The sequence below is a fragment of the Sphingomonas endolithica genome (assembly GCF_025231525.1).
Classification (GTDB): Bacteria; Pseudomonadota; Alphaproteobacteria; order Sphingomonadales; family Sphingomonadaceae; genus Sphingomonas; species Sphingomonas endolithica.
Genome location: NZ_CP103057.1, coordinates 2,023,381 through 2,047,940, shown reverse-complemented (window position 1 = coordinate 2,047,940; position 24,560 = coordinate 2,023,381). Strand labels below are relative to the sequence as shown.

Sequence of the window (24,560 nt, the reverse complement as noted above, 5' to 3'; positions counted from 1 at the left end):
GTCCCGCGCGTATGTGCGACGAATTGTCGCAAGTCTGCGGTGTAGTCGTTCTCAGCATATTATGCTTCGAACCAGCGAGCATCGTCCGCCGCCCACTTTCGGACGAAATCGACGAAGACGCGGGCGGCTGGGCTGCGCTCCCGGCCCGCCGGCATGACCAGGCTGACGTCCACGGCCGGCACGCTCCAGTCCGGCAGAATGTGCACCAGATTGCCGCGCTCGATCTCCGGCAGGGCGAGATATTTCGCCGTCGCGGCGATGCCGGCGCCGTTGAGCACCATCGCGTGGATCGCGTGCGGATCGTTCGCCGTCAGCCGTGCGGTCGCGTCGAACTGGTGCTCGACGCCGTCTCTGTCGCTAAGGCGCCAACGTCGGGGAAGGCCGTCCTGACGGGGACTGGCGAGCAGATCGTGCGTGCGCAACTCCTCGAGCGACTTCGGCCTGCCACGCTGCTCGAGATAGGCCGGTGCCGCGCACAGCATGCATCCGATCGCACCGAGCCGGGTCGCCACCAAGGTCGAGTCCATCATCGGTCCCATCCTGAAGGCGACGTCGACCTGCTCAACGACGAGGTCGACAGACCGGCTCGTCAGATCAAGGAATATTTCAATATCCGGAAAGGCACGCGAGAATTTCGGTAGAAGTTCGGTCAGAACCTCGATGCCGAATCCAATCCCGGCGGTCAGCCTCAACCTTCCACTTGGATGAGACCCCAGACTGGCGGCGAGGTCCACCACCTCATCGACACGGTTAACGATGTCGCCTACCCGGCTGAGCAGCGCGCGACCCGCGTCGGTCAACGCGACCTCACGCGTCGTGCGTTCGAACAGACGGACGCCAAGGAGCGCTTCCATCCGCTGGATCGAGCGACTGATAGCCGATTTCCGTACGGATAGAACGCGTCCCGCCTCCGAAAAACTCAGCAGAGTTGCGACCTTCTGGAACGCCCTCAAGTCATCGACGTCTATCATAAATGGGCCTTCATTGTCCCCGTTTGGAGACACTGTATCTCGGTCGGGGCCTCGATACATCCCGGAGTATGACCGTTAAGCAGTCGATCAGGGGCGCGTCGCTCCTCGGAAGGAGACAACCGGATGACCGTCACTCGCCACGACGAGCACCTTGCGGACCGGGCGGCGATGGTCGCGATGCGCGGCTTCATGGCACTGTCCGCCGCTCCTTCGATCGCTCCGGAAGGTCGACCGGGTTACGACGAGCTGATGGCGAAAACGCCGGCTCCGGAAGGCGTGGAATGGGCTGCCGGTCAGATCGATGGAGTGCCGGGCTGGTGGTGTGTCCCGTCGGGGTCAGTGCCAGGGAAGGCTATCCTCTACCTGCACGGTGGCTGCTACGTCATCGGTTCGGCAACTGCCTATCGGGGCCTCGCGAGCCAGATCGCGTTCCGCGCCAACGCAGCGACCTTCGTCGCCGACTATCGGCTGGCGCCCGAACATCCGTTTCCCGCCGCCTTCGACGATGCGTGCCGGGCGTTGGACGGGATGCAGGCCGAGGGCTTCGATACCGTAGCCGTGGCCGGTGACTCGGCAGGCGGAGGGCTGGGGCTGGCGGTGCTGGCCTCAGGAGCGACGACGCGAGCGGTCGGTGCCGCTGTCCTCTCGCCATGGATCGATCTGTCGCTTTCCGGCGCGACGATGGAGAGCCGTGCCGCGGTCGATCCGATCCTGTCGCGAGCAGCGCTGCAACAGGCGGTCGACCAGTATTTCTCCGGTGGCGACCCGAGTGACCGGCGCACCAACGCCATGGCGGGCGAACTGGCGAACCTGCCTCCGATCCGCATCGACGTGGGTGACGACGAGGTGCTGCTCGACGACACGCTTCGCTTCCAGGCGCTCGCGGATGCCGCGCATCAGCCCCCGTGCGATGTACATGTCTGGAAAGGCATGATCCACGTCTTCCCCGCCAACATCGGCATGTTGAAGGCCGCACCGGAGGCGTTGGACGGCGTGGGGGCCTTTCTGCGCGGCGTGCTTGGCACCGGGAAGGGGTCCTGACATGAAACTGTTCTGGGGCGCGGGCAGCTGCGCGATCGGTATTCACATCCTGCTGGAGGAGGCCGGTCTGGCCTACGAAACCCAGCGGCTAGACGTCGCGGGCGGTGAGACCCGGCAGCCCGCCTTTCAGGCGATCAATCCCAAGGGTAAGGTCCCGACCCTAGTGCGCGATGACGGCTCGGTCTTGACAGAGTTCAGCGCGATCGCGACCTGGATCGCTCGACAGGCCCCGAATGTGGGCCTGATCCCCGAAGATGCCACGCAGGAGGCGAGGGCGGTCGAGGTGATGGCCTATGTCGAAGGCACGATCCACGGACAGGGCTTTGCCAGGATCTTCGCGCCCCAGGTTTTCGAGCCTCAGGACGCTGTGCACGGGAAGCTCGGCGTAGGCGCGGACAGTGTGAGGCGGCAAGGTCGGGACATGGTCGAAAGAGGTTTCGCGATCCTCGATCCGGTGCTCGCTTCGCACGACTTCGCCGCGGGCGACCGGTTCACGATAGCCGACGCAGCACTTTTCTATGTCGAGCGGTGGACGCCAAAGCAGAAGATCGTGCTGCCAGACAACGTCCAGCGGCATTACGAGAGGCTGCTCACGCGGCCTGCAATACAAAGGGTCCGCCAGGCTTGGGGTGAGGCTTGAGCTTCACGGGAAAGGCTCCGGCTCGAATACACGGCGAGGAGCCGTTATCTCGCGAGATAGGCAGCAAGTTCGTCCGGCGTTCCCTTGGGGAAAGCCTCCCTCAGATATCCCAGGAAAGCCGACACGCGCGCGCTCAGCAGCCGGCGTGTCGGATAGAGCGTCCACAAGGCGATTTCTGGCCCCTCCACGTCACCCCAGTGAACGAGCGTGCCATCGGCGAGATCATGGCTCACCAGCGAGATGGGGAGCCGCCCCGCCCCGACGCCCGTCCGGACAGCGTCGCGAACCATGACGAGCGATGACAGGCTCAGCACTGGCGTGACCGAGATCTTGGATTTAGCGGTGGGCCCGGTCACGTCCCAGACCTCGGCCTGCTCAGCTGACCCGCGCACCACCGCCGGAACCGCCGATCCGTCAGTCGGCTGTGGAAGCTGCGGGCTTGCCACGACGACTAGCCGATCGTGGAGGAACACCCGCCCGACAAGGCTCTCGTCTGGCTGCGGGTTGACCCGGATCACCAGATCGTACGCTTCCTCCACCATGTCGACAGCGCGGTCCTCGGTCGTGACCTCGAGCCGGACGTCAGGGTGTTTGAGGGAAAAACCGGCGGCGAGCTTCCCCATCGCGGTTTGCGAGAACAGCAGCGGCGAGCTAATCCGCAGTCTGCCGCGCGGGTTTTGCCCGCCCGAAGCTATCGCGGCGGCGGTCTCGTCGAGTTCAGTGAGCAGCTGGCCCGTCCGCTCGAACAGAGCGCGTCCTTCCTCAGTCAGCTTCAGCGCGCGCGCGCCGCGCTCGAACAGGCGCAGGTCGAGGCTGGCCTCCAATTCGGCGACCCGACGGGACAGAGTCGCCTTGGGCCGCCCCGCAGCACGCGAGGCTTTTCCGAAGCCGCCGTGCCGGGCGACGAGATTGAAATCAGCAAGCGCGAGAAGATCCATGTGTTTCACCAGCAAGACGGTCTGTTCAGACATAGCGTCTACCGGGTTGGTTGTGGATCGCTCATTTCAAGGACAGCCAAACGGCTCAACCCAGGAGTGAAGCCCATGACCATTCTCGTAACCGGTGCCACCGGCAATGTCGGCCGCAACGTCGTTGAACAGCTCGTCAAGCGCGGCGCCGATGTGCGCGCCCTCGTCCGCGATCCTGCGAAGGCCAGCTTCCCGGTCGGCGTAGATGTCGTCCAGGGCGACCTGCTCGATGTCGATGCGCTTCGCAGCGCCTTTACGGGCGTGTCCACGCTGTTCCTGCTGAACGGTGTCGTCGCCGACGAATACACGCAGGCGCTCGTTGCGCTGGCTGTCGCCCGCGAGGCCGGAATCGAGCGGATCGTCTACCTCTCGGTAATCCACAGCGACATCTACGTGAACGTGCCGCACTTTGCCGGCAAGTTCGGCGTCGAGCGCATGATCGAGCAGATGGGGCTGAACGCCACCATCCTGCGTCCGGCCTACTTCATGGACAACGAGATCACGATCAAGGACGTGATCACCGGCTACGGCATCTACCCGATGCCGATCGGCTCCAAGGGCCTGGCCATGGTGGATGCGCGCGATGTCGGCGAGGTCGCCGCGATCGAGCTGATCCGCCGCGAACAGTCCGCAACGCCGCTTCCGCTCGAGCGCATCAACATCGTCGGCCCGGACACGCTGACCGGTGCCGATGCCGCGGCGATCTGGTCGGAGGTCCTTGGCCGCGAGATCGCCTATCCGGGCGACGACACCGCCGGGTTCGAGCAGAACCTGCGCCAGTTCATGCCAAGCTGGATGGCGCTCGACATGCGGTTGATGGCCGAGCGCTTCGTGACCGACGGCATGATCCCGGATGCTGGCGACGTCGATCGGCTCACCACGCTGCTCGGTCGCCCGCTGCGCTCGTACCGCGACTATGCGGCGCAGATCGCCGGCTGATCGCCCGAACTATCACCCCACTTCAGGAGACACACCATGATCTACTCGACCGCTACCGTTCCGGTGAACCCGGATGGCGAAACCAGGCTCACCCGCGAACAGGTTTGGAAGGGCCTTGAGCTCAAGGCACGCGACGCGCGCCTGTTCCTCCCGCCAGGCCTCTGCACCAAGTGCGATGTCGTGGAGGAAAGCGCGAGCCACTTCGTGCGCGAAGCCACCATCGCTGGCGCCGAGCTGCGCGAGATCATCACGCTCGAACCGCAGAGCAAGGTTACCTTCTTCCAGGCGACCGGGCCGCGCGAAGGCGCGATCGTCAACGAGCTGTTCGAAGATGATGCCGGCGAGTTGCAGCTCAAGTTCTACTGCTACATTGGTCTGCGCGGCAAGGCGCCGAACGGCCCCGAGGAGCAAACCGAGCAGGCGCAGTTCGACAGCGCCGACAAGGGTTATCGCAGCGCGCTGCTGTCCACACTGAAGCGCACCCGCGAGATGCTCGCCGACGGCACGCTCTAATAACCCGCGCACATGGGACCGTGCCCGACGCTGTCCCGCCGACGCTTACCCCCGACCCCTCAATCTCGAAGGATACTCCTCATGAAGACGACCGGAAATACCATTCTCATCACAGGCGGCGGCACGGGAATCGGCGAAGCCCTCGCGCACCGCTTCCACGACCTCGGCAACACCGTCATCATAGCGGGGCGACGAATGGAGGCGCTGGAGAAGGCGATCGGCGATCGGCCGAACATGCATGCTCTGATGCTCGACCAGGATGATCCCGCCAGCGTCGCTAGTTTTGCAGAGAAGCTTGTCACCGATTTCCCAGACGTCAACGTGCTGTTTAACAGCGCTGGGATCATGCGCATGGAGACGCCGCTCGATACGTTTCGCGACTTGAGCGATGCGGAGGCGTCCGTCACCAGCAACCTGCTGGGACCCATCCGGGTGACCAATGCCCTGGTTGAACATCTCGCCCAGCAGCCCGATGCGGTCATCGTCAACGTCAGCTCGGGGCTGGCGTTCGTGCCGCTTGTCATTGCGCCAACCTATTCGGCGATCAAGGCTGCCATCCACAGCTACACGGAATCGCTTCGCGCGGTCCTGAAGAACAAGATCGAGGTCATCGAAGTGGTGCCGCCCGCTGTCCAGACGAACCTGACCCCCGGCCAGAAGACCAACGAGCGCATGATGCCGCTCGACACGTTCGCCGATCAGGTTTTTGCGCTTTTTCAGGTCACACCCACCCCGCGAGAGATCCTGGTGGAAGGGGTCGACTTCATGCGCAACGCGGAGATCGAGGGCCGTTTCGACGACACATTGGCTTCCATCAACCCCTTTCTGAAGTAAGCCGCAAGGGCCGGATCGCTGCGTCGCGACCCGGCCGCCAGGCTCCACGCTCATTTCTCCGGCGACGACTTGATGAAGTCTAGGAACGCTCGCAGCGGCGGGGGGACCAGGCGGCGGCCGGAGTAATATAGCGAGGGTCCTGGGAACGACGACCACCAGTCCGGCAGCACGGGCACCAAGCTGCCCGCCTCCAACCTGGGTCGAAGCCACTCCTCGAACAATGCGATGATCCCCAGCCCCTCGACCGCCATGTCCACGGCGAGATCCATCGCGCCGCTGATGCTGACGATAAGGGGCCCTTGCGGCTCGATGCGGACGATCTCGTCGCCGCGCTCGAGTTCCCATGGACTCATAAGGGTGCCGTTCCCGAACCGGCCGCGCAGGCAACGGTGCTGCAGGAGATCCTGCGGATGCTCCGGATTACCCCGCTCCAAGAGATACCGTGGGGAGGCCGCAAGCGCGAAGTGTTGGACACGCGGACCGATTGGAATTGCGATCATGTCCTGCTCAAGCCTTTCCTCGTAGCGGATGCCGGCATCCGCTCCCGCCGCGAGCACGTCCACGACGCTGTCCTCGGCGATGATTTCGACCTGAATGTCGGGAAATTGGGTCAGGAAACGTGGCAGCAGTGATGGCAGTATCAGCCGCGCAGCGCTTACCGGTACGTTCAGCCTCAGCGTCCCGGCCGGCGTATCACGGAGATCGTTGACGCTATTGAGCGCGGCTTCGACTTCGCCGAGGGCCGGAGCGAGGCGCTCGACCAGACGCCTGCCAGCCTCGGTCGGCGTGACACTGCGCGTCGTGCGGTGGAGAAGCCGCACTCCGAGTTTCGCCTCCAGACGCTGGACGGTTTGGCTAAGCGTCGTTGGACTAACGCCCAGCGCACGTCCGGCTTCGCGGAAGCCCCGCGATTTCGCGACTGCCATGAACGCGTTCAGGTCGTCGACGTGAGTGGTCAATGTCCAGATTCTCACACAGCGTGTCCAGATAGTGATGGATTATCGTAATGATCGTCAAGGTCTATATAGTCTCTACCAGTCACTCAGACGGCGGGACTGACCCTCGAAAAGGACGCTTCGAAATGACACAGGCAACTGACGCAGCAGCAACTCTCACCCGTGCCGACATGATCGCCGGGCTGGTTTCCGCGATGGCCAATCCGCCGCGCTCGCCTATCCTTCGTTCGCCGGCCGATGACGGCCTGGCCTTTTCCGACGTGTTTTTCCCGGCGATGGACGGCGTGACGATCGAGGGCTGGTTCATCCCGGCCGACAGTGACCGCCTGATCATCGCTAACCACCCGATCTGGGCAAACCGCTACGGTTTCCCTGGGCATCTGAAGCCCTACGGCGACGCTTGGGCGGCAAGCGGCAACGACATCGAAGTGAACTTCATGCCGGACTACAAGCATCTCCACGACGCTGGCTACAACGTCCTTGCCTACGACCTTCGTAATTTCGGCCAGAGCGGGGTGGGAAGCGGCGGCGCCATCGGCAATGGGATCCGCGAGTACCGCGACGTGATCGGATCGCTGCGCTACGTTCGCTCGCGTCCTGACTTGCAGGCAATGAAGCTCGGTCTGCTCAGCCGTTGTTGCGGTATGAACGCCACGATGGTGGCCATGGCCAAGCATTCGGAGGAGTTCGAGGCCGTCCAGGCGATCGTCGCGCCCCAGCCCATCTCGCTGAGCTCTTTCTACCGTACGATCCTGGATCACATGGGAATGCCAGATGCGCTCCCCGAAGTGGCGGATGCACTGCGACGCGTAACGAGCATGGAGCTGAAGGACATGGATATGCCGCAATACGCCTCGGCGGTGGATGTGCCGACGCTGCTGCTGCAGGTTCGCGATGACACGCTCACCACGCCGGACGACGTCCAGGCCATCTTCGACGCGATGGCGACCGAGCACAAGGACGTCATCTGGATCGATGGCACGAACCGGCGCTTCGACGGCTACAACTATCTGCCGGCTAACCCGCAGCCCATGCTCGACTGGTTCCAGCGCTACGTCGGCTAGCAAGTGCCGGGGGCTGCAGCGACACATGTGTCGGACATCGCTGTTACCGAGGGCTCCGCGATGCGGAGCCCTCTTTCGGGCAACATCTCAGCCACATCTTCGCTAGCCATCACGCCTTGGCTAGGCGCTTGCCTACCGCTTCCATACTTCACTGTGCGTTGAAGATCTCAATGCCTGCGCAACGCAAAGACGGGTAGGACGGTGCCTCTACCGTGTCGTTCTCACCTCGGGCCGATCGCTTCAGCCATTGGCGGCTGGCATCCGCTCGCGGAACACGTCCTGCAGCAACGCTAGGAACGCACGGACTGCGTGGTTTGCGCGTCGGCTCTCCGGCCATAGGGCGGTAATGTTGTGCCGTTCGACCGCGAACGTGCCGAGCACGGGGACCAGTTCGCCGCGGGCCACATAGGGCGCCGCGATGAAGGTTGCGCTCATGCCAATGCCACCACCCGCGACTAGCGTCGCGACCACGGCTTCGCTGACGTCTGCGAGTACTGCAGCGTCGGGAACCATCTCGATTTCCCGACCACCGACGCGGAAGGCCCAGCGGAAAACCTGGCCGGTGCTTTGGTACCGGAGGTTGACGAGGTCGTGCCCCGCCAGCTCGTCAGGGTGAGCGGGCGTGCCGCGCGTGGCCAGATAGGCCGGCGCCGCGAAACAGCAGAGCCGATGCGAGGCGAGCTTGCGAGACAGCAGCCGTGAATCTGCGAGATCACCGATGCGAATTGCTACGTCGATCCCCTCATCGACGATGTCTACCATCCGATCGGTGAGTCTGAGGTCGACCGTCACCTTCGGGTGGAGCTTGCGGAACGCCGGCAACGCGGGCGCAATCATGTGCAGCCCGATCGGCAGCGACGCCGCTACGCGCAGCGTGCCCGACGGCTCCGATCGTGCGGTCATAGCCAACTGCTCGATCTCTTGGGCCTCACGCAGCAGGCGAAGCGCGCGCTCGTGCAATTCGCGCCCTTCGGACGTGAGCGTCAGGGACCGCGTCGTGCGGGCGAAAAGCGGCAGCCCCAGCTGCTTCTCGAGCCGCTGAATGCTTTTGCTGACGGCTGAAGGCGAGATCGACAGCGATCTGGCGGCGGCGGTGTAGCTCCCCAGCGAGCCGGCCCGCGCGAACGCGATAAGACCGGTCAACCGCTCAAGAGACACTTGTTCCTTCATGGCATATTTAAAGCGCCTCGCAGCGGTATTATCAACCCATAATTACGACGCCATCTTCAGCTCGACGAGACCACGCATGATGGAGATTCGGCATGAACGATACAATGAAGGCGATCCGACAGCACGCATTTGGCGGACCCGAGGTACTGGTTTACGAGGACGCTGCGCGACCGCAGGTCGCCCCCGGTGAGGTGCTGGTCCGCGTCCACGCGGTTGGCGTCAATCCACCGGACTGGTATCTGCGCGACGGATACAAGATGCTTCCGCCCGAGTGGCAGCCGCAAGTGTCGTTCCCGCTCATCCCCGGGACCGACATCTCCGGCGTCGTCGAGGCGGTCGGGGATAACGTTCAGACCTTCTCCGTTGGCGACGAGGTCTACTCGATGGTCCGCTTTCCTGAAGGCATGCAGGGCGACAGCAAAGCCTATGCCGAGTATGTCAGCGTACCTTCCTCACAGGTCGCCCTGAAGCCGGCCGGGATCGATCATGGGCATGCCGCCGGAGCCCCGATGTCGCTTCTGACCGCTTGGCAGTTCCTGGTCGACCTGGGGCACAACGCGCCGAATGCTCTGCAAGCGAACCAGCACGTCCCAGTGCCACTCGAGGGCAGGACTGTCCTGGTCAACGGTGCCGCTGGCGGCGTTGGCCACTTCGCGGTGCAGATTGCGAAGCTGAAAGGCGCCCACGTCATTGCCGTGGCTTCGGGCAAGCACGAGCAGATGCTGCGCGAGCTCGGCGCTGACGAATTCATCGATTATACCAAGACCACACCGGAAGACGTGGTGCACGATGTCGATCTTGTCATCGATGCACTGGGCGGCCCAAGCGCAAGCCGGTTCCTGCGGACGCTGAAGCCGGGTGGCGCCTTGTTCCTGGTGTTCCCGCTTGGCTTCGCCGGTGGCGAGGATGCCGAGAAGCTACGCATCACCGTGTCGAGCACCCAGGTCCGGTCGAGCGGGGCACAATTGGCGGAGGTCGGCCGCCTGTTGGAGGATGGTGCCATCCGGGTCGTGCTCGACAGCAAATATCCGCTTGCCGACGCCAGCTTGGCGCATGAGCGGGCGGCGCAAGGGCATATCCAAGGCAAGATCGTGCTTGAGGTGAAATGATGAGCGCCCCGAAGCTGCGACTTGGAACCACAGCCTGGTTTGAGATGGTGGGCGCATTGATGGTCGATGCGGCGACCCGCTCCGGCCTGTCCCCCAAACTGAACCTGTCTTTTGTGGAACTCTACACGGATGGTGTCGAGCTGGAGAACGGCCTCGTGCAGGGCATCTGCTTTGACATTATAGCCGGGCAACCATCGTTCCGGGTCGGAGTACGTCCCGGTGAGCGGGGCGATGTCACCGTCGAGATCACGACGGCGGCAGCGCAGAGGCTGAACAGTCTTCGCAGTATCGATCCACTATACGCGGACGCGATCAATCAGGTCCTCAGGACTGGCGAGATGCGGGTGAACGGCGACCCTTCCCGATTGGGCGGCTGGCTTCAGGAGCTTCACGACTCAATCGTGGAGCACACGCTCTGACGAGGCGCCATGAAGGTGATCCCGCTCACATGCCTAGAGATGAGGCAGGAACAGCCCTGCTTGCAATCGCGCGCGGCACATTGAGGAACCCCCACGCCAGCACCAAGATGGCGCGTCTTCATGGACGCGCGATGCGGGCAGCGGCTACGGATGAGCGTCCCTCAAGGCTATTGGAAAACGACGACGTTCACCGGCAAATTGCGGCTGACCGGCATGACCGCCTCGATGGTGCTCGATGGTCCGAGGACGCGGGAGTGGTTCCTCGCTTATGTCGAGCAGGTGCCGATGCCTTCACACCCAACGAATGCGCCAACTACTTCAGGCATGCTGGCCATCATGCATACCGATTGGAAAATGCTCTAGTGCGGCATAGGTGCCTCCTGCTGCGTCGGATATCAGCTTGATACAGGGAGAATGCGTTTAAGTTTGAAATCGACTGCTGGACGATGCAACCCCACCAGGTGGGGCCCATCTCGACCCGAGCCATGCTCGGAACCGGCAGTCCGCGAGGTCGCGCAGGCGCGCCGGCGAGACTTCGCTGTTTAGTCTTCGAACGGGAGAGGGGCCGCCCTATGACAGCGACGAAATCCAATCATCCGTCGTTTGCACCTTCGCCTTTGACGGGAACACCTTCTCCATGAGGGTATGCTGCAGATCCGCATCGAGCTCGGCTGACGCATCGGAGAGCACCGTCAGTACATAGTCCTTGTCCGACGCCTCCAGAAGGGTTGAGAGGACCACGCCGCCGGTCGATATTCCGGTGAGCACGAGCGTGTCGATGTCGAGCGACCGAAGGACAAGCTCCAGGCTGCTGCCGGCAAACGCGCTGATCCGGTAATTGACAATGACGGGTTCGCCCTCAAGCGGCCGGACGCCCTCATGGATCTGCATTTTCGGATCATCGACCAGCGTCACGCCAACCTTCTCCTTGATCGCGACGATCAGCTTGTTGTGCGGATTGACCTCGGGGTAGCCATCGGTAAAGGCGACGCGTACATATATCACGCGAACGCCGTTTCGCCGTGCAGCGACGAGTGCTTGCTGAAGCGGCTGAATGATTTCGGCGCCGCCGTAATCAGCTACCATCATGTTCTGAACATGCATGATGAGAAGAGCGGTCTTATTGTTCATTGTCTGTCTCCTGACGGCACAATCTTGTTCGACCAGATCGGTCATTTTGTTCTGTCGACAATCGATTGGTGCACGTGACCGAACCAGTCGCCGAGTTTCGACGGATCGCCCTCCTGTCGCATTTCACCTGTCCTGAGGTAAGTCTCGCGCGCAATCGCCGACGCTGCGGCCGGCATGTGATTCAGTTCACGCGCGGCCCTCGAACTGACCTCGATCGTGATGTCGCCTCGCTCTTCAGGCCTCACGCCCACGCGGTAGCTTGGCCTGCCACCGATGATGTCGAAGCGGAAACCTTGCACGAAGCCGCCGCCTAACTTCTCACCATCGGTGTAACGCTCCACCAGCGAAACGCGCTGATTAGGCTGTAACATTGCCTTCTCGGCCGCCTCGCTCATGATCTCGCCTACCATTTCGAACCACGCCGGTGAGCCCTGCGTCACTTGGCTATCTGCCGTCATTCTCCGTCTCCTTCGGTATTGATCTTCGGTGACGCCATTTGGACAGGCGAGGTGTGGTTCAGAGGGCCGTGAGGACGATCTTGCCGTGGCCGCCGCCGTTCAGCGCGCGCTCGTGGGCCTGCGAAGCTTGTGCCAGCGGGTAGGTACTGCCCATCGTCACGTGGATCGTTCTGTCGTCAAGGAGACGACCCGCCTCGGCGAGCTGCAGTCCGTTCGAGCGGACCTGCGTGGAGGAAACCGTGATTCCCAGCTCCCGCGCCGTGTCGTTGCCCTGGAAACCGAGTGGATAAGACCCGAGGTGGTGCGCGTGGTTGATGCTTCGCGAGGTCAACATGAACAAGCGTCCCCTATTCGGTAAGTGCTCAATGCGCGGAGCCTTGTACGGTTCGATTGCAATATTGCCGCTGTCGCCGAGCAGGCATCGGCAATGATCCGAGAAACGGCGCTATTGCAGCAGCGACGGCTTCGGGGGTCTCGAGGTGCGGGTAGTGGCCAACGCCTCCGACGATCAGGCTGCCGGCGCTGAGCATCGTGGCCAGTCGCACGGCTTCCTCGGTCGGATCGTCGAAATCCGGATCGCGGCTGCCCATCACCACCAGTGCAGGGACATCACTTTCGGCAACAATCGCGGCGGTGTCGGCTTTGGACAGAGTGAGCATCGCCATTAGCGCGTCCATCCGCCCCGGCTCCGCGATGTTCTTCAGTAGCCGCGCCCTGTAGTCGGCATGGTCGACCGGCCTATGGGTAATAAACAGCGCGTCCCAATAAGCGGTCCAGAACTCGTGACGCCACGGGCCCCCGAAGCCGACCTGAAAGGCCAGCATCACCGTCGGCGCGATCGCCAGGTCGCGCACGATCGGCCCCAGTAGGACGACGCCCCGGACCCGCGTCGGTGCGTCGCGTGCGGCCCACAGCGCCGAGCCAGCGGCGAAGGAGTTGCCGAGGATCACAGCGTCGGCCGCGCCGAGCGCATTAATCAACGCGAGCGCGTCGTGACCGACCGCGCGCGCCGAATAATCGTCCCATCCGGCCGTGGTCTCACCGAATCCGCGTACGTCCATCGTCACGAGGCGGTACCCCGCTGCGACAAGCGCTGGTCGCAGGTGGCGATATGCTCCCCGCAGGTCGCCCATGCCGGGAATGGCGAGGATCAGTTCGCCGTCGCCGCCGGTGTCGTCATAGGCAAGACGGCCACCGGTCATATCGAGGAAGCGGGTCGTGCCGGGTACGGGCGTATCGATCGTCATGTTGCGGTCCCATTAGTCGAGTGAAGGCGAGGCGCATTGCCAGATTGGCTCGTGCTTCAGGTCCACTCCGGCGCCGGATTCTCGAAAGCGTTCAAGGAAGCGGATGTAAGGAGACCCATTAGAAGGTATTGCCTCGAGTCCACTATAGTTAGTACTGATCCTGTTCACGAACGCATCGTAAAGGTCTCGTTGCGAGGGCTCGATATCGACACTGGGAATAGGTGATGCACGCATCGCTCGTCCTTTCCTTTCGAGGTCTTCGAACTGTCTTTGTTTATCGAACAAGGACTTTATGTCGGTCGTACTCGGCTGTCGACGCGACTCGAAGACACTCGATCTTGGAAGTTGGTGACCTAACGATCAGGCATTTTCGCCTGATTGTCCTTATCACGCGGACAGCTTCAATATGTCGTCGATCCAGTTGAAGACGACCTCATCCTTGTACGCCAGCGCACCGGACTGACAGTGGTTTTCGGCGCCGTCCTCTGCGGTGAACCGTGCGAAGACCTTCGGAACGTTCAATTCATCGAACACCTTCTGTGGCTGACCCTTGAAGAAGATGTCGCCGTCTGCTTCCATCACCATGGTGGGGCACTGGATCTGCCCGATGACGTCCTTGAGGGTGTACTTCTTCGTCTCTTCGATAAATGCGCTGATGCTCGGCGATCCGAACGACCACACACCTTGGGTGATGGCCCATCGCAGCGACGTATTTTTCTCCATGCCTGCCAGGATGATCGCTTCACCCTTTGCGGTGTCGCCGGCATCGATCGCGGCGATTGCCTCCGGGGGCAGCATGGCCACGAGGCTGTCATGCCAACTGTACAAGCCGTCGAACAGGATGGCGGCGCGGAACCTGTGTTCGAAGGCGGCAGCGCGCGCGGCGAGATAGCCGCCCAGGCTCATCCCGATTAGAACGAGGTTGTCGCCATCGACGTCGGGTCGGGTCAGGGCATAGTCCACGGCCGGCGTGACGACGTTTTCCCAGTCATGCCGGAACGGCAGCTTCTGTTCGCGGATGGGCATGCCTTGCCCGGGACCATCCCAGGTCAGGCAATTGTACCCACGGCGGATGGCGGCGGCGGCGCCGAAGTAGAAGAGTTCTTCGACGCTGGAGTCATATCCACCATGAAAGACGATCGTGGGGCGCGGCGTGCCAGTATCGTCCACCTTGTAGAAATATCCGGGAAGCGTGGTGCCCTCGTACGGGATTTCGACACGCTCCCATGTTGGTCCCATCAAATCCGCTGCCTGGTCGTAGGCGCTTCGCGACGCTCTGGACTCCGACAGGATGCGTGGGTCCGAATGATCGCCGTGGAGATAGAACTCGGCCGTCCGGAAGTAGGTGGATGCACGCAGATAGCCTTCGCGGGCGCTTACGAGATGGCCATCTGCCTTGCTGGCGTCCGCTCGTGACAGGATCCGCCGGCCAAGCTTGTCCCATTCGGTAAACCAGCTCTCGAAGTCGCCCTCGGTGATACGTTCGGAGGTAGCCATCATTTCGCCGATGTCTGCTCCTCCGTAATACGTGAAGCCGAGGTTGCGCACGAATTCGAATGCGAACGAGTCATCCTTGAATGCGACCTTCATGTCTATCTCCTGTGTAAACGCGGTGGGTTGGTCTTCACGAGATGAGACAAAGGTCTGCTTATGTCAGTCATACGAACGTTTTGAACAAACCTTGGTGTTAGGTCTGGACCGCCTTGTTGTGCACGTTGCGCTCTGAATCATGCCTTGTCCGGAGACCGTGGATGAGCAGCTGTATTGGCTGACGGCCGAGCAGATGGCGCGTTTAGGTTGGTGTTCTTTCCCAAGGCCCGGGCAAGCCGCGGATTGATGACAGACAGGCCGGTCAGCAACTACGCCAGCGGATCGGCTCTGCTGGACAACCTGGCGAGGGCAGTGGCTGCTTGGCGATCGCCGCTACGACGTGGCTGGTCTGGGATAATTGCCGGCAAGGCACGTCCTTGCGCTGCGTCCAGATCGACATAGCAACTCTCGCCCGGCAGACACGACAGGCGCCGCTACAGACGCCGCAGCAATATGCAGATCATGTCTGGCGGGTGGAAGGATTTGCGCGGCGTCACCAACCGCTATGACCAATGGGTCTGACCCCAAATGTTCTTGAGCATCGCCTGTTCAACAGCATCGAGCAGCGCATCAGGATCGATCGGTTTGGTAAGGAAGGCGCAGGCGCCTTTCGTCAGGATGTTTTCGCGGACCGCTGCGGTTGGAAATGCCGTCATCATAATAAGCGGAAGCGGCCAGCGTTCTTCGTTGAGCACCCGCTGGAGATCCGCTCCGCTCATGCCCGGCATATGGAGGTCGGTGACGATACAACGGAGCGAGTTCCAGTCCGCATATGCCAGCAGATCCTCTGCCGCGGCGAACGGGACGCCTGTCCGTCCGGTCGAGCGTAAGAGACTGACGATGCTTCCGCGCACGCCGGGATCGTCATCGACGACTGCGATAGAACCTGAACCTAGCAAAGCGACACTCCGGGCCTGTGGATGCCGACCCTCGCATTGGTCTAAATAGACATTGGCAAGCCCGGCTGCATTCATACAGATGGATGATGCCGATGGATCGCCACGTCGCGAATGCCGAGTTGCTCCGCCATCCGGACCAGATCGGCTAACGATTGCGCTGCCATCTTGCGCATGAGGTTGCCGCGGTGGATCTTGACAGTGATCTCGCTGAGCGCAAGCTTGGCGGCGATCTGCTTGTTCATCAGCCCGGTGACGACCAGCGCCATGACCTCCTTTTCACGCGGAGTAAGCCGGTCGAAACCAGCGTGGAGGTCGGCCGTCGCAGCCACTTCCGTTCGTCGTGCAGCGTCAAAATATAGCGCGCGGGCGATGGCGGCGAGCAACTGGTCATCGTCAAACGGTTTGGTCAGGACATCGATAGCACCAGCGCGCATGCCGCGAACCGTCATCGGAATATCGCCATGCCCGGTAATCAGGACCACCGGCATTGCAATAGCATGGTCTGCCATCTTGTCCTGGAAGTCGAGACCGCTTTCGCCGGAAAGACGGATGTCGAGTACCAGGCAAGAAACTTTCGCCGGTGCTCCCGCCGCAAGAAACGCGGTTGAGCTATCGTAGAGTTGGATCTCAAAACCGTGCGAGCGCAGCAGGCTCCCGATGGCGCCGCGCACCTCGGCGTCGTCGTCAATGACGCACACGCATCCTGCAATGTCAGTATAGGTCATGCGTTCTGCCCTTCGTATGAGAGAGCGACGGGCAAGCGGATGTGCATAGTCACACCTCCGCGCGCGTTTGCAGCCGCGCTCAACGTGCCGCGATGCTGTTCTAGGATCGATCGGCAGATCGACAGCCCCATTCCCATACCCGTCGTTTTGGTGGTGAAAAAGGGACGGAAGAGCGTCTCGGGATCCTTGCCTGCAAGGCCCACGCCGCAGTCGCTCACATCGATCAGAACATGGCCGTCCTGGTGGCGGCCTTCGATGTGCAATTCGCGGGCGCCAACCGACGTTTCCGCCATCGCCTGCTGCGCGTTGAGGATCAGGTTCATCAGCACCTGCTGCATCTGGACGCGGTCGCCACATACCGACGGCAGATCGTCGGCGATCCGGATTGCCCACACCACATCGTGGGAGACAAGCTCGCGTTCCAACAGCGCGACGGTTTCGGCGATCAACGTCGCGATCCACAACCTGACATGGACGGGCTCGACTTTGCGCGCCAAGTCGCGAATGCGTGCGATCACGTCGGCCGCACGCGTTCCGTTGGACGCGATATGCTCGAGGCAGTCGGCGACCTCGATAGCATTGGGTGCCTCGCGCGCCAGCCAGCGGTTGCCCGACCGCGCGTAGGTGATGATCGCAGAAAGCGGCTGATTGACCTCATGTGCGATCGAGGCGGCCATCTCGCCCAGGATCGTGATCCGCGCCATGTGCGCAAGCTCTGCCTGCGACTCTACCAGTTTTGCGCGTGCGCGATTCCGCTGGGTCACGTCAAGTGCCGTGACCACGACGCGCTGCCAGCCGAGATCGTGCGGCGGCAGTGTTACGCGCACGATCACGTCGATCGTATTGCCCGCCAGCGTGGTGAACTGCACCTCCTCCTCGATAGGCGAGCTTCTCTGCAACAACTGGGCGAAGATGCGTACCAGTGCCATCTGCGCGCCGGGGGTGTGATGCGCTACAAGGTTGCGGCCGATCAGTTCGCTGCGGTCCGCATAGCCAAACAGCTTGGCGGCTTCCTGTGTGGCGTCTCGAATTTTGCAGTTTGCCATAACCTGTCTCGAGAGGTCGCGCGGGTCGGCACCTGCACTGAGCAACGCATGCGCGTGCGACCAATCCGCCTCCCACATTGGAAAGCCCGAGGCATCGAAAATTATCCGGTAGTGCTCGTCCGCCCGCCGGCGTTCCGCATAGGCCGTGATCTGCCGCACGCACAACAAGCTGGTGGTCACGATCGTGATCAGACTGACGCCCAACCTGACGGCGGGCGATCCCAGGGGAACACCACCATGGCTAATACCGTAGCCGAGAAGCGCGAGCGCCCCGCAGCTACCGCCGGTTTTCAGCACCAGGCTGCGGACCTGAGCCCGCGCGGAAATAAGAATAACGATGGTGTACAGCACGGCCACTGCTCCTTGCAGCGGACTGAGCACGTCGAGCGCGAAGATACCGAGCGCCAACGCCGCCGCAGCCGGCATCTGCAAAGCGGCTACCCACCGTTTCGCGGCTACATCATCCTGCATTTGTCCCCCGAGCGATCTTTAATCCTCATAAGGGATCCGCTGGTCCGATTGGCGAAATGGTTCAACTCAGAAGGGAGACCACCCGGTGAAATTACCCCTGCGTCCTCACAAGCTCAACGTCATACGGAAGCGCGTGCCCGGCTGCGCGTCCTCCCAAACCGCCGTTCCGCCGAGCCGCGCGACCGTGGCGGCGATAAGCCGCGCACCCAAGCCAGAGGCTGGCGGTGCGCCATCCAGGCCGCGCCCGCGATCTTCGGCGACGAACTCGTACACCCCGTCGGCCAAGCGGTGCAGGCTGACGATGACACTGGCCGGGGCGCCGGCCGCATAGGCGTGCTTGAAAGCGTTGGTGGCTAGTTCGACCGTCAGAATACCGATCGAAGAGGCCGTCTGGCAGTCGGTGTGGACCGGCTCGGCAGCGACGATGACTCGCCTGTGATCGGCGCCACCAAGCACGATCTGTTCGCCCAGGGTTCGAAGATAGCCACCAAGGTCAAAAGTTGACGTGTCTGTGCCGAGGTACAGGTGCCGATGGACGCCCCCTACCGCAGCAATCCTGAGGCGCATCCGCTCCAGAACCGCGACCGCAGCCGGATCGGTGACGTCACGTGCTTCCATCGCGAGCAACGCGGTAAGCAACTGCAGGCTGTTGGCGACTCGGTGGTTGGTCTCGTCCGAAGTGCTCGGTAGCACTGCCGCGCCCGCAATCGCCGCTTCGCGACTCAGAGTGGTAAGGTACATGATGCCTCCCGTGGATTACAGCTATACCCCGCTTTTTGCCGATCCTTCAGTCCGCAACTATTATACGGAAGTTTGTAAGTATCCGCCTCCGAGCAATGCGCATCATCACCCTCGATGTCACCGATGACGTTAACACCAATATACGAGGGGGCTCTGTCAGAGCAAATGCACCGATCGTTAGGCGGGGCAGGCAATAGGGCGAATGCCATGCCCCGCCCCCGCACACCTGCCAGCCCATTCCGCTACTTCAATTCATCAGCCGAGGTGATCCGCCTGGTGGTAATGATGTAGGACGCTGGTCAAACAACCGGTCTAGAACAGCCATCTATCGTTTCGAAGACGGGAGCGAGCGATGCTCAGGTTCAGGCGGATGAAGACGCTCCGAACGTTTGCCAGCGTGCGCCAACGTCCACAACCACTTCAACCTCGAACGCCATCTCGTCGACCGTGAGACCTACAAGGAACGTCGCTCAGCCGCGCTGGCTGAGTGGGGTCAGATCGCGAGCTAGGCTGTCGTGCTCAATGAGGACAGTCCGGAATAACAAATGAGCGCTGTCAGCACGTATCCTCTTGGATCAGCAGTCAGACCGTTTCGGCGTCCTGAATGTCACACTTGGCGAGGCAGCAGGAAGATCGAGGACGGCCAGCGTACCGCCGCCCGGAGCGTCGGTCAGCGTTAGGTCTCCTCTGAAACGCGTAGCGAACTCGCGGACAATGCTCAGGCCTAGACCAGCCCCTCCCGTGTTGCGGTTGCGCGATGCTTCGCCGCGCTCAAATGGACGGAGCAACCGCTCCCGATCAGCAACCGGAATACCGGGGCCTGAGTCGGCAATCGCAATGCGCACCAACGTCGCGACGCGCTCCAATGACACTATACCGCCGCCTGCGTAATCAATTGCGTTCTGGAGCAGGTTCTCGATGGCGCTGCGAAGAGCGGGAGCGGGTGCTGAAACACGCGCATCGTCGCCGTCCAACAGGCACAACGCAGTCCCTTGTCCCTGCATCTCTCGGACGACCTCGGCCAACAACGGCCGCACATCGAGTAGTTCGGCCGGCACTGCTGCGTCTCGCGCGAAGGTCAGGACCTCGCCAATCATCGCCTGCATGCGTTCGACATCAGCGACCATGCGGGTGCGCTGAGGCTCAGGTGCGGCCTCGATGCGTAAGCGGAGCCCGGTCAGCGGCGTCCGCAGGTCGTGCGCGATCGCCGTCAGCATGCGCGCGCGTTCCCCCGCCTCGCTTGCTAGGCGGTTGCGCATCGCGTCGATTGCGGCGGCGGCCTCGCGCAGTTCGCGCGGTCCTTCTTGCGGAAGGGCCTCGGGGCGATCGCCCAGCGCGTCCGCAAGAGCGCGGAAAGGCCGGGTCAGACGCCGGGCAAAGATCCAGGCTAGCGGCATGAGCATCAGGAGCGTGACACCTAGCGAGATCAGGATGTTCCGCCGCCAGACGCTGAGTAGTGGCCGCTCTGGCGCAACGGTCAACCATTGCTTATTCTTCTGTCGAACACTGACAGCGAAGGCAGGCCGGGCGAGCTCAATCTGCGACTTTCTAAACGCCGCGTCGGTGTCTGAGCCGATCATTTCGAAAAGATTTGGCCCACGTTGTTTGAAGGTGATTGCCTCACCATCGGGCAACGCGGGGCGAGAAGGCTTTCCCTTGAACGCATCTATGGCGGATGAGCTTAAGTCCTCCGCCCACGTAACCCTGACGGAAGCGGGCGTTCTGTGCAGTTCCGAGGCGATGAGTTTCTCAATGCTGCGTATGCGCATGCCCGCCGGGGGGAAGGCTACGATGCTGCGTTCGAAACCGGGCGTGGGATCGCGCAGCGCCGCAATCGCGTCGCGGGCGCTCATCCGAAGTGCCGGCGGTGACGGCGACAGAACAACGATCGTCGCAGTCGTGGCGACGCTAAGCATCGCCACGGCGACTCCAAAGCCGCCGATCAACATCAGAGCGCTCGGCGCACGCCTCATGCCGAGCGGACCGTTGGAGTGAAACGATAGCCAACTCCGCGCACCGTCTCGAACAGCGGGGTAACATCTCTGTCCGCGAGCTTTCGACGCAATCGGCTGATAGCGATGTCGATCGCCCGATCGTAGGAAACCGCGTCCACGCCGCGCGCTTGGTCGAGCAGCGCGTCACGTGTCAGAATCCGACCCGGCCGACGGACGAAAGCCGCAAGCAGCGCATGCTCACCTTCGCTGAGCGAGACTAAGCGTCCGGCGGGATCGCGTAGCCGCCGCTCCCCAGCGTTGAACCGCCAGCCGGCGAACGTCACGTCGCCACCAGCTTGCCTGTCGTTCGCCTTGTCGGCTGTGGGGCGACGCAGCAGTGCGCGAATGCGCGCCAGCAGTTCGCGCGGCTCGAACGGCTTTGTCAGATAATCCCAGGCACCGACTTCCAGCCCGACGATCCGATCAGTGACATCGTCCAGCGCACTTAGCATCAAGATGGGAACGCCGGCAGGTGCGAGCCGGCGACAAAGCGATACGCCGTCCTCGCCCGGCATCATCACGTCGAGCACGATCAAGTCGGTGGGGGCATGCGCCAGTTCACGCTCGCAGGCCGCAGCATCGCTGGCGGTGCGGACAGCAAAGCCATGGCCGCCTAGAAAGTCCGCGATCGCATCACGGATGCTCGCGTCGTCATCGACGACGAGGATTGTGCTGCCGACAATGACTCGATGATCCATGACAAGGGCTTACCAACCTTATGTAGCATTTGCGTATCGTCGATCGCTACCGTGCGGTCATCAGGACGCTACCGGACCCCGCTTGAAGGCACCCGAGGCATTTATTTTCGGGAACCCGCTGACTGGGTTTGAGTCCTAAGACAAGGATCGTGTATGTTGACTGCGTCGTTCGCCATGGCCGGGATGGTCGTGCATCCGCTGCCCGAGATGAAGTTTGTTGCGGAGGCTCGCGTTGCGTGTGCCGCTCCCGTCGGCAAACGCCCAAAAATAAAAGGTATTCGCATCGAGCGCGTCATCGCGTCTGCCGGCGACCTGCCCAAACTGCGGATCACCGACGTGGAAAGTGGAGGGTGGATGTATGCGTATTACGACGCCACATCCGAGCGGGCCGCCTGGGCGCGGGCGGCTTGCCTTGGGGCTCAACTCAGGCTGCTCGATGCTGAGCTCAGCGGCGCTCGACGGAGTGCTCAGTGGTACGGTGCTGTATTCGCCGCGGTCGCCGCATACGTGCCGCCTGCGAGCGAGACCGTGACTCGCTGGCATGTACCGATTCGATCGGATGGCGCTTTGCTTGAAGAAGGTCAGGACATGGTGGTGCTCACCATGCCGCACGAGCAGCTCCACGGCTTCCAAATGCGAGCCGGGGCTCAAGGACCCCGCTGGTTCAGCGAAGGGCATGCCGAATGGCTCAGCCGCTCTGTAAAGCAGGCGATTGCGCCAGCAGCGGCGCAGAAAGATGCGCTTGGATACGAAGCAGACCTCGCCGCAGCGACGATGCCGGTGGCGCTGGAAAGTTGGGGAGGGCTGAAAATCAAGCGCGAAGCCATCTTCCGGCAGGTCAGCAAGGAGGAGCGACGCAAGATGGAGGCTGACCTGCGTTACTATCCCCCTATGAACGCGCGAAGCTTCAAGTTCGGGCCGAACGATTTGACGGGAGACGAAAGCGATCCGAGCTTCAACAGAGCGCGCTACGAAGCCGCATGGCGGACCTTTCGTGACCTTGAGGCTGCTCACGGTAAGGCGGCTGTACAAAGATGGGTAATGAACCTGACATCTCAGGCGGGAAGTGTTCCCGCCACCAGGATAAAGGAAGAGGCGCAGTCGCAGATGGGCGAGGATCTTTCCGCTCGACTCAAGTGAGCTGCAGACGCCTCACCTCGCTTGGCTGCTCTGTTAGAGCAAATGCACGCTTCAGAAGGTATGCTCGGGTAAGGCGATCGGCATGGCCTGCCACCCACAGGCCTGCCAGTCCGTTTCTCTGCTTCAACGGATCACCTGAGGTGATCCGTCAAGTAGTGATGATATACGTGCGTGTCCTGCCATCACTGCGCAACATCGAGGATCTGCCGTTCAAGCGCGATAACATCACTGGGCAGAATGTAAATTGCTCGATTCGGTAATCGTCCTTGAACTCTGGCCTCGTGTGGTCATCGGTAACCGCGTCATCTCTACCATCTCGGGCATGGTTTCTTCTGGCACAGTGCAGCATGTGCACTGTCGGCTCGCCGCAGGCTTTGTTTGCGCCGCAAGCGCGCGGCGTTCCTGTCGACTCATCCCTTTGGTCACCCTTCCTTCTGGTGTGCTACCAACCCGGGTAGCCTGATGCGTATGTGCGAATACCGGGATCGATGATCGCTTCGACACAATCTGTGCAGACCTGCCAGGATCTGACTACGCCGGTTTTGCTATCAGCGTAGTCACCGATCATCGACCCTAGCACGTGGCCTGAGGAAACGAAGGCCGATCGCTGCAACCGGTCTGCGGTCAGCCGCGACCCCTTAGGCTGTTCATCACGGCGATCGCAGCCACGCCGAGGAAGGCAGCGCTCGTCCACGGGCGCGCCTTGGCGAAGTTCGTCGCCTTCTCGGTGATCGGCGCGTCGCCAGCGAAATGCGTTCGGAACGCGTCAGACAGACCAGTCTTGCCGTTGCTCGTTGAAGCCTCAGGTGTGGCAGCGGTATCGGTCATGTTTATCTCCATCAGGTCGCTTTATGCGCCTTGCGGCAGGTTAACGCGCAAATTCCTTAGGCGGTCCGGGGAGCGCGAAAATATCCCGCTCCGTGGAATCCGCCCCTTCTCCTCTCTTCTTGCTAAAGGCATTAGCAGGTCGGGTTTAGCGTGTTAGGTGGCGAAGATGTCCCACCGCTTGTTCATCGGCATCCGGCCACCCGCCCATGTGCGAGAAGCGCTGATCGACACGATGGAAGCGCTGGAAGGCGCACGCTGGCAGGACGACGAGCAACTGCACCTGACGACGCGCTTCGTCGGCGAAGTCGAGCGCGAGGCCGCAAACGACCTTGCCGCCGCCTTGGCGAGTATCGCATTGCCGTCCTTCGAATTGGAGCTTGAGGGGGTGTCGCACTTCGAGCGCAAGGGTATGCCGACCGCCATCTGGGCGCGGGTTCGGCCCGCGCCCGAGCTTGAGCGGCTCCGGGCGAAGATCGAGCGGGCGTGTGATCTGGCCAGACTTGGTGGCGAAACCCGGCGCTTCACGCCACATATCACGATCGCGCGCCTGAACAGTCACACCGGCCCGATTGTCGATTGGTTGACGCGCAACTCCGACTTGCGGGCGACCTGGCGAGTTGACGGATTTAGCTTGTTCGAGAGCCACTTGTTGGCGTCCGGCGCGCAGTATGAAGTCGCTATGCATTATCCGCTTCAGGACACCGCCCTCTCAACGACTTTTTAGAATTCTACTGGCTTCTCCCACTTCTCACCGTCGATGGTGACCATGGCCGCGCGACGTCCGCTACTTTCCTACGACATGCCCCAATGATGTGTCGTGGAAGGGCAAGGTGGATCACGCCGCGCGAGCACATCGTTCGACCAGTCACCGGTTCTTCGGTTCTTCTTAGTGGAGTCCATCTTCAACGTCACAGAGGCGTAGCTATAGTCGGCCGGCCTTAGCAATGCCAGAATGTCGTTCTGCCTCA

The 24,560-nt window shown here is 62.0% G+C and carries 26 protein-coding genes and 2 pseudogenes; 12 read left to right on the top strand and 16 right to left on the bottom strand.

Features of this window, described 5'->3' with window-relative positions:
- Positions 1–59: 59 nt before the first annotated feature.
- A complete protein-coding gene (locus NV382_RS09620; RefSeq protein ID WP_260596540.1) occupies positions 60–971 on the bottom strand; it encodes a LysR family transcriptional regulator in 912 nt (303 codons plus the stop codon).
- A 123-nt stretch (positions 972–1,094) separates the two neighbouring features.
- Here NV382_RS09620 and NV382_RS09615 point away from each other — a divergent pair, with 123 nt between their 5' ends.
- Complete coding sequence (locus NV382_RS09615; protein ID WP_260600263.1) at positions 1,095–2,012, top strand: alpha/beta hydrolase; 918 nt, start codon at positions 1,095–1,097, stop codon at positions 2,010–2,012.
- A 1-nt stretch (position 2,013) separates the two neighbouring features.
- A complete protein-coding gene (locus tag NV382_RS09610) occupies positions 2,014–2,652 on the top strand; it encodes a glutathione S-transferase family protein (protein WP_260600262.1) in 639 nt (212 codons plus the stop codon).
- A 44-nt stretch (positions 2,653–2,696) separates the two neighbouring features.
- Here the strand turns inward: NV382_RS09610 and NV382_RS09605 are convergent, their stop codons facing one another.
- Positions 2,697–3,590: a LysR family transcriptional regulator gene (locus NV382_RS09605; protein ID WP_260600261.1), complete on the bottom strand. Its 894-nt coding sequence runs from the start codon at positions 3,588–3,590 to the stop codon at positions 2,697–2,699.
- A gap of 105 nt (positions 3,591–3,695) precedes the next feature.
- On the opposite strand from NV382_RS09605, the gene NV382_RS09600 reads away from it, so the two are divergent.
- The 3 genes from NV382_RS09600 to NV382_RS09590 all read left to right on the top strand — a co-directional run bounded on the left by NV382_RS09600 (position 3,696) and on the right by NV382_RS09590 (position 5,906).
- Entirely contained in the window at positions 3,696–4,559 is an 864-nt protein-coding gene (locus NV382_RS09600; protein WP_260600260.1) for an SDR family oxidoreductase, read from the top strand.
- Between the two features lie 36 nt (positions 4,560–4,595).
- Positions 4,596–5,072, top strand: coding sequence for an AtaL-like protein (locus NV382_RS09595; protein WP_260600259.1), 477 nt, complete (start codon positions 4,596–4,598; stop codon positions 5,070–5,072).
- An 81-nt stretch (positions 5,073–5,153) separates the two neighbouring features.
- Positions 5,154–5,906: an SDR family oxidoreductase gene (locus tag NV382_RS09590; protein ID WP_260600258.1), complete on the top strand. Its 753-nt coding sequence runs from the start codon at positions 5,154–5,156 to the stop codon at positions 5,904–5,906.
- 50 nt (positions 5,907–5,956) lie between these two features.
- Here NV382_RS09590 and NV382_RS09585 read toward each other — a convergent pair whose 3' ends face one another.
- The gene (locus NV382_RS09585) at positions 5,957–6,865 is read right to left on the bottom strand and encodes a LysR family transcriptional regulator (protein WP_260600257.1); all 909 of its coding nucleotides are present in this window, start codon (positions 6,863–6,865) and stop codon (positions 5,957–5,959) included.
- 47 nt (positions 6,866–6,912) lie between these two features.
- Between NV382_RS09585 and NV382_RS09580 the strand changes: the two genes are divergently transcribed.
- Positions 6,913–7,926: an alpha/beta hydrolase family protein gene (locus NV382_RS09580; protein ID WP_260600256.1), complete on the top strand. Its 1,014-nt coding sequence runs from the start codon at positions 6,913–6,915 to the stop codon at positions 7,924–7,926.
- A 240-nt stretch (positions 7,927–8,166) separates the two neighbouring features.
- Here the strand turns inward: NV382_RS09580 and NV382_RS09575 are convergent, their stop codons facing one another.
- Positions 8,167–9,096: a LysR family transcriptional regulator gene (locus NV382_RS09575; protein WP_260600255.1), complete on the bottom strand. Its 930-nt coding sequence runs from the start codon at positions 9,094–9,096 to the stop codon at positions 8,167–8,169.
- A 92-nt stretch (positions 9,097–9,188) separates the two neighbouring features.
- Between NV382_RS09575 and NV382_RS09570 the strand changes: the two genes are divergently transcribed.
- The 3 genes and pseudogenes from NV382_RS09570 to NV382_RS09560 all read left to right on the top strand — a co-directional run.
- Complete coding sequence (locus tag NV382_RS09570) at positions 9,189–10,205, top strand: NADP-dependent oxidoreductase (RefSeq protein WP_260600254.1); 1,017 nt, start codon at positions 9,189–9,191, stop codon at positions 10,203–10,205.
- Entirely contained in the window at positions 10,205–10,624 is a 420-nt protein-coding gene (locus tag NV382_RS09565; protein ID WP_260600253.1) for a hypothetical protein, read from the top strand. Before NV382_RS09570 ends, NV382_RS09565 begins: the two co-directional genes overlap by 1 nt.
- Before the next feature lie 98 nt (positions 10,625–10,722).
- Positions 10,723–10,918, top strand: a pseudogene (locus NV382_RS09560) (IS630 family transposase); the annotation flags it as partial.
- 276 nt (positions 10,919–11,194) lie between these two features.
- Here NV382_RS09560 and NV382_RS09555 read toward each other — a convergent pair.
- The 9 genes from NV382_RS09555 to NV382_RS09515 form a co-directional block, all read right to left on the bottom strand.
- The gene (locus tag NV382_RS09555; RefSeq protein ID WP_260600252.1) at positions 11,195–11,755 is read right to left on the bottom strand and encodes a cysteine hydrolase family protein; all 561 of its coding nucleotides are present in this window, start codon (positions 11,753–11,755) and stop codon (positions 11,195–11,197) included.
- Positions 11,756–11,796: 41 nt separating this feature from the next.
- The gene (locus NV382_RS09550) at positions 11,797–12,213 is read right to left on the bottom strand and encodes a hypothetical protein (RefSeq protein WP_260600251.1); all 417 of its coding nucleotides are present in this window, start codon (positions 12,211–12,213) and stop codon (positions 11,797–11,799) included.
- A 58-nt stretch (positions 12,214–12,271) separates the two neighbouring features.
- Complete coding sequence (locus NV382_RS09545) at positions 12,272–12,547, bottom strand: zinc-binding dehydrogenase (protein ID WP_260600374.1); 276 nt, start codon at positions 12,545–12,547, stop codon at positions 12,272–12,274.
- Between the two features lie 28 nt (positions 12,548–12,575).
- A complete protein-coding gene (locus NV382_RS09540; protein ID WP_260600250.1) occupies positions 12,576–13,460 on the bottom strand; it encodes an alpha/beta fold hydrolase in 885 nt (294 codons plus the stop codon).
- 387 nt (positions 13,461–13,847) lie between these two features.
- Positions 13,848–15,050, bottom strand: coding sequence for an alpha/beta hydrolase family protein (locus tag NV382_RS09535; protein WP_260600249.1), 1,203 nt, complete (start codon positions 15,048–15,050; stop codon positions 13,848–13,850).
- A 503-nt stretch (positions 15,051–15,553) separates the two neighbouring features.
- Positions 15,554–16,024, bottom strand: a complete 471-nt coding sequence (locus NV382_RS09530) for a response regulator transcription factor (RefSeq protein ID WP_260600248.1) — start codon at positions 16,022–16,024, stop codon at positions 15,554–15,556.
- Positions 16,021–16,674: a response regulator transcription factor gene (locus NV382_RS09525; RefSeq protein ID WP_260600247.1), complete on the bottom strand. Its 654-nt coding sequence runs from the start codon at positions 16,672–16,674 to the stop codon at positions 16,021–16,023. Before NV382_RS09525 ends, NV382_RS09530 begins: the two co-directional genes overlap by 4 nt.
- Complete coding sequence (locus NV382_RS09520) at positions 16,671–18,146, bottom strand: sensor histidine kinase (protein WP_260600373.1); 1,476 nt, start codon at positions 18,144–18,146, stop codon at positions 16,671–16,673. Before NV382_RS09520 ends, NV382_RS09525 begins: the two co-directional genes overlap by 4 nt.
- Positions 18,147–18,296: 150 nt before the next feature.
- The gene (locus NV382_RS09515; protein WP_260600246.1) at positions 18,297–18,932 is read right to left on the bottom strand and encodes a sensor histidine kinase; all 636 of its coding nucleotides are present in this window, start codon (positions 18,930–18,932) and stop codon (positions 18,297–18,299) included.
- 284 nt (positions 18,933–19,216) lie between these two features.
- Here NV382_RS09515 and NV382_RS19765 point away from each other — a divergent pair.
- Positions 19,217–19,441, top strand: a pseudogene (locus tag NV382_RS19765) (IS6 family transposase); the annotation flags it as partial.
- Positions 19,442–19,507: 66 nt separating this feature from the next.
- Here the strand turns inward: NV382_RS19765 and NV382_RS09510 are convergent.
- The gene (locus NV382_RS09510; protein ID WP_260600245.1) at positions 19,508–20,881 is read right to left on the bottom strand and encodes a sensor histidine kinase; all 1,374 of its coding nucleotides are present in this window, start codon (positions 20,879–20,881) and stop codon (positions 19,508–19,510) included.
- 20 nt (positions 20,882–20,901) lie between these two features.
- Positions 20,902–21,624: a response regulator gene (locus NV382_RS09505; protein WP_260600244.1), complete on the bottom strand. Its 723-nt coding sequence runs from the start codon at positions 21,622–21,624 to the stop codon at positions 20,902–20,904.
- Positions 21,625–21,777: 153 nt separating this feature from the next.
- Here NV382_RS09505 and NV382_RS09500 point away from each other — a divergent pair, with 153 nt between their 5' ends.
- Complete coding sequence (locus tag NV382_RS09500; protein WP_260600243.1) at positions 21,778–22,764, top strand: hypothetical protein; 987 nt, start codon at positions 21,778–21,780, stop codon at positions 22,762–22,764.
- A gap of 624 nt (positions 22,765–23,388) precedes the next feature.
- Here NV382_RS09500 and NV382_RS09495 read toward each other — a convergent pair.
- The gene (locus NV382_RS09495; protein ID WP_260596614.1) at positions 23,389–23,592 is read right to left on the bottom strand and encodes a hypothetical protein; all 204 of its coding nucleotides are present in this window, start codon (positions 23,590–23,592) and stop codon (positions 23,389–23,391) included.
- 166 nt (positions 23,593–23,758) lie between these two features.
- Here NV382_RS09495 and thpR point away from each other — a divergent pair, with 166 nt between their 5' ends.
- The gene (gene thpR / locus NV382_RS09490; RefSeq protein ID WP_260600372.1) at positions 23,759–24,316 is read left to right on the top strand and encodes an RNA 2',3'-cyclic phosphodiesterase; all 558 of its coding nucleotides are present in this window, start codon (positions 23,759–23,761) and stop codon (positions 24,314–24,316) included.
- The last annotated feature ends 244 nt before the right edge of the window (positions 24,317–24,560 follow it).

Bases quoted from the DNA above. Each gene is read 5' to 3' on its own strand.
- NV382_RS09620 (WP_260596540.1), bottom strand. From the start codon at position 971: ATGATAGACGTCGATGACTTGAGGGCGTTCCAGAAGGTCGCAACTCTG.
- NV382_RS09615 (WP_260600263.1), top strand. From the start codon at position 1,095: ATGACCGTCACTCGCCACGACGAGCACCTTGCGGACCGGGCGGCGATG.
- NV382_RS09610 (WP_260600262.1), top strand. From the start codon at position 2,014: ATGAAACTGTTCTGGGGCGCGGGCAGCTGCGCGATCGGTATTCACATC.
- NV382_RS09605 (WP_260600261.1), bottom strand. From the start codon at position 3,590: ATGGATCTTCTCGCGCTTGCTGATTTCAATCTCGTCGCCCGGCACGGC.
- NV382_RS09600 (WP_260600260.1), top strand. From the start codon at position 3,696: ATGACCATTCTCGTAACCGGTGCCACCGGCAATGTCGGCCGCAACGTC.
- NV382_RS09595 (WP_260600259.1), top strand. From the start codon at position 4,596: ATGATCTACTCGACCGCTACCGTTCCGGTGAACCCGGATGGCGAAACC.
- NV382_RS09590 (WP_260600258.1), top strand. From the start codon at position 5,154: ATGAAGACGACCGGAAATACCATTCTCATCACAGGCGGCGGCACGGGA.
- NV382_RS09580 (WP_260600256.1), top strand. From the start codon at position 6,913: ATGATCGTCAAGGTCTATATAGTCTCTACCAGTCACTCAGACGGCGGG.
- NV382_RS09575 (WP_260600255.1), bottom strand. From the start codon at position 9,096: ATGAAGGAACAAGTGTCTCTTGAGCGGTTGACCGGTCTTATCGCGTTC.
- NV382_RS09570 (WP_260600254.1), top strand. From the start codon at position 9,189: ATGAACGATACAATGAAGGCGATCCGACAGCACGCATTTGGCGGACCC.
- NV382_RS09565 (WP_260600253.1), top strand. From the start codon at position 10,205: ATGAGCGCCCCGAAGCTGCGACTTGGAACCACAGCCTGGTTTGAGATG.
- NV382_RS09555 (WP_260600252.1), bottom strand. From the start codon at position 11,755: ATGAACAATAAGACCGCTCTTCTCATCATGCATGTTCAGAACATGATG.
- NV382_RS09550 (WP_260600251.1), bottom strand. From the start codon at position 12,213: ATGACGGCAGATAGCCAAGTGACGCAGGGCTCACCGGCGTGGTTCGAA.
- NV382_RS09545 (WP_260600374.1), bottom strand. From the start codon at position 12,547: ATGTTGACCTCGCGAAGCATCAACCACGCGCACCACCTCGGGTCTTAT.
- NV382_RS09540 (WP_260600250.1), bottom strand. From the start codon at position 13,460: ATGACGATCGATACGCCCGTACCCGGCACGACCCGCTTCCTCGATATG.
- NV382_RS09535 (WP_260600249.1), bottom strand. From the start codon at position 15,050: ATGAAGGTCGCATTCAAGGATGACTCGTTCGCATTCGAATTCGTGCGC.
- NV382_RS09530 (WP_260600248.1), bottom strand. From the start codon at position 16,024: ATGAATGCAGCCGGGCTTGCCAATGTCTATTTAGACCAATGCGAGGGT.
- NV382_RS09525 (WP_260600247.1), bottom strand. From the start codon at position 16,674: ATGACCTATACTGACATTGCAGGATGCGTGTGCGTCATTGACGACGAC.
- NV382_RS09520 (WP_260600373.1), bottom strand. From the start codon at position 18,146: ATGCCGGCTGCGGCGGCGTTGGCGCTCGGTATCTTCGCGCTCGACGTG.
- NV382_RS09515 (WP_260600246.1), bottom strand. From the start codon at position 18,932: ATGTACCTTACCACTCTGAGTCGCGAAGCGGCGATTGCGGGCGCGGCA.
- NV382_RS09510 (WP_260600245.1), bottom strand. From the start codon at position 20,881: ATGTTGATCGGCGGCTTTGGAGTCGCCGTGGCGATGCTTAGCGTCGCC.
- NV382_RS09505 (WP_260600244.1), bottom strand. From the start codon at position 21,624: ATGGATCATCGAGTCATTGTCGGCAGCACAATCCTCGTCGTCGATGAC.
- NV382_RS09500 (WP_260600243.1), top strand. From the start codon at position 21,778: ATGTTGACTGCGTCGTTCGCCATGGCCGGGATGGTCGTGCATCCGCTG.
- NV382_RS09495 (WP_260596614.1), bottom strand. From the start codon at position 23,592: ATGACCGATACCGCTGCCACACCTGAGGCTTCAACGAGCAACGGCAAG.
- thpR (WP_260600372.1), top strand. From the start codon at position 23,759: ATGTCCCACCGCTTGTTCATCGGCATCCGGCCACCCGCCCATGTGCGA.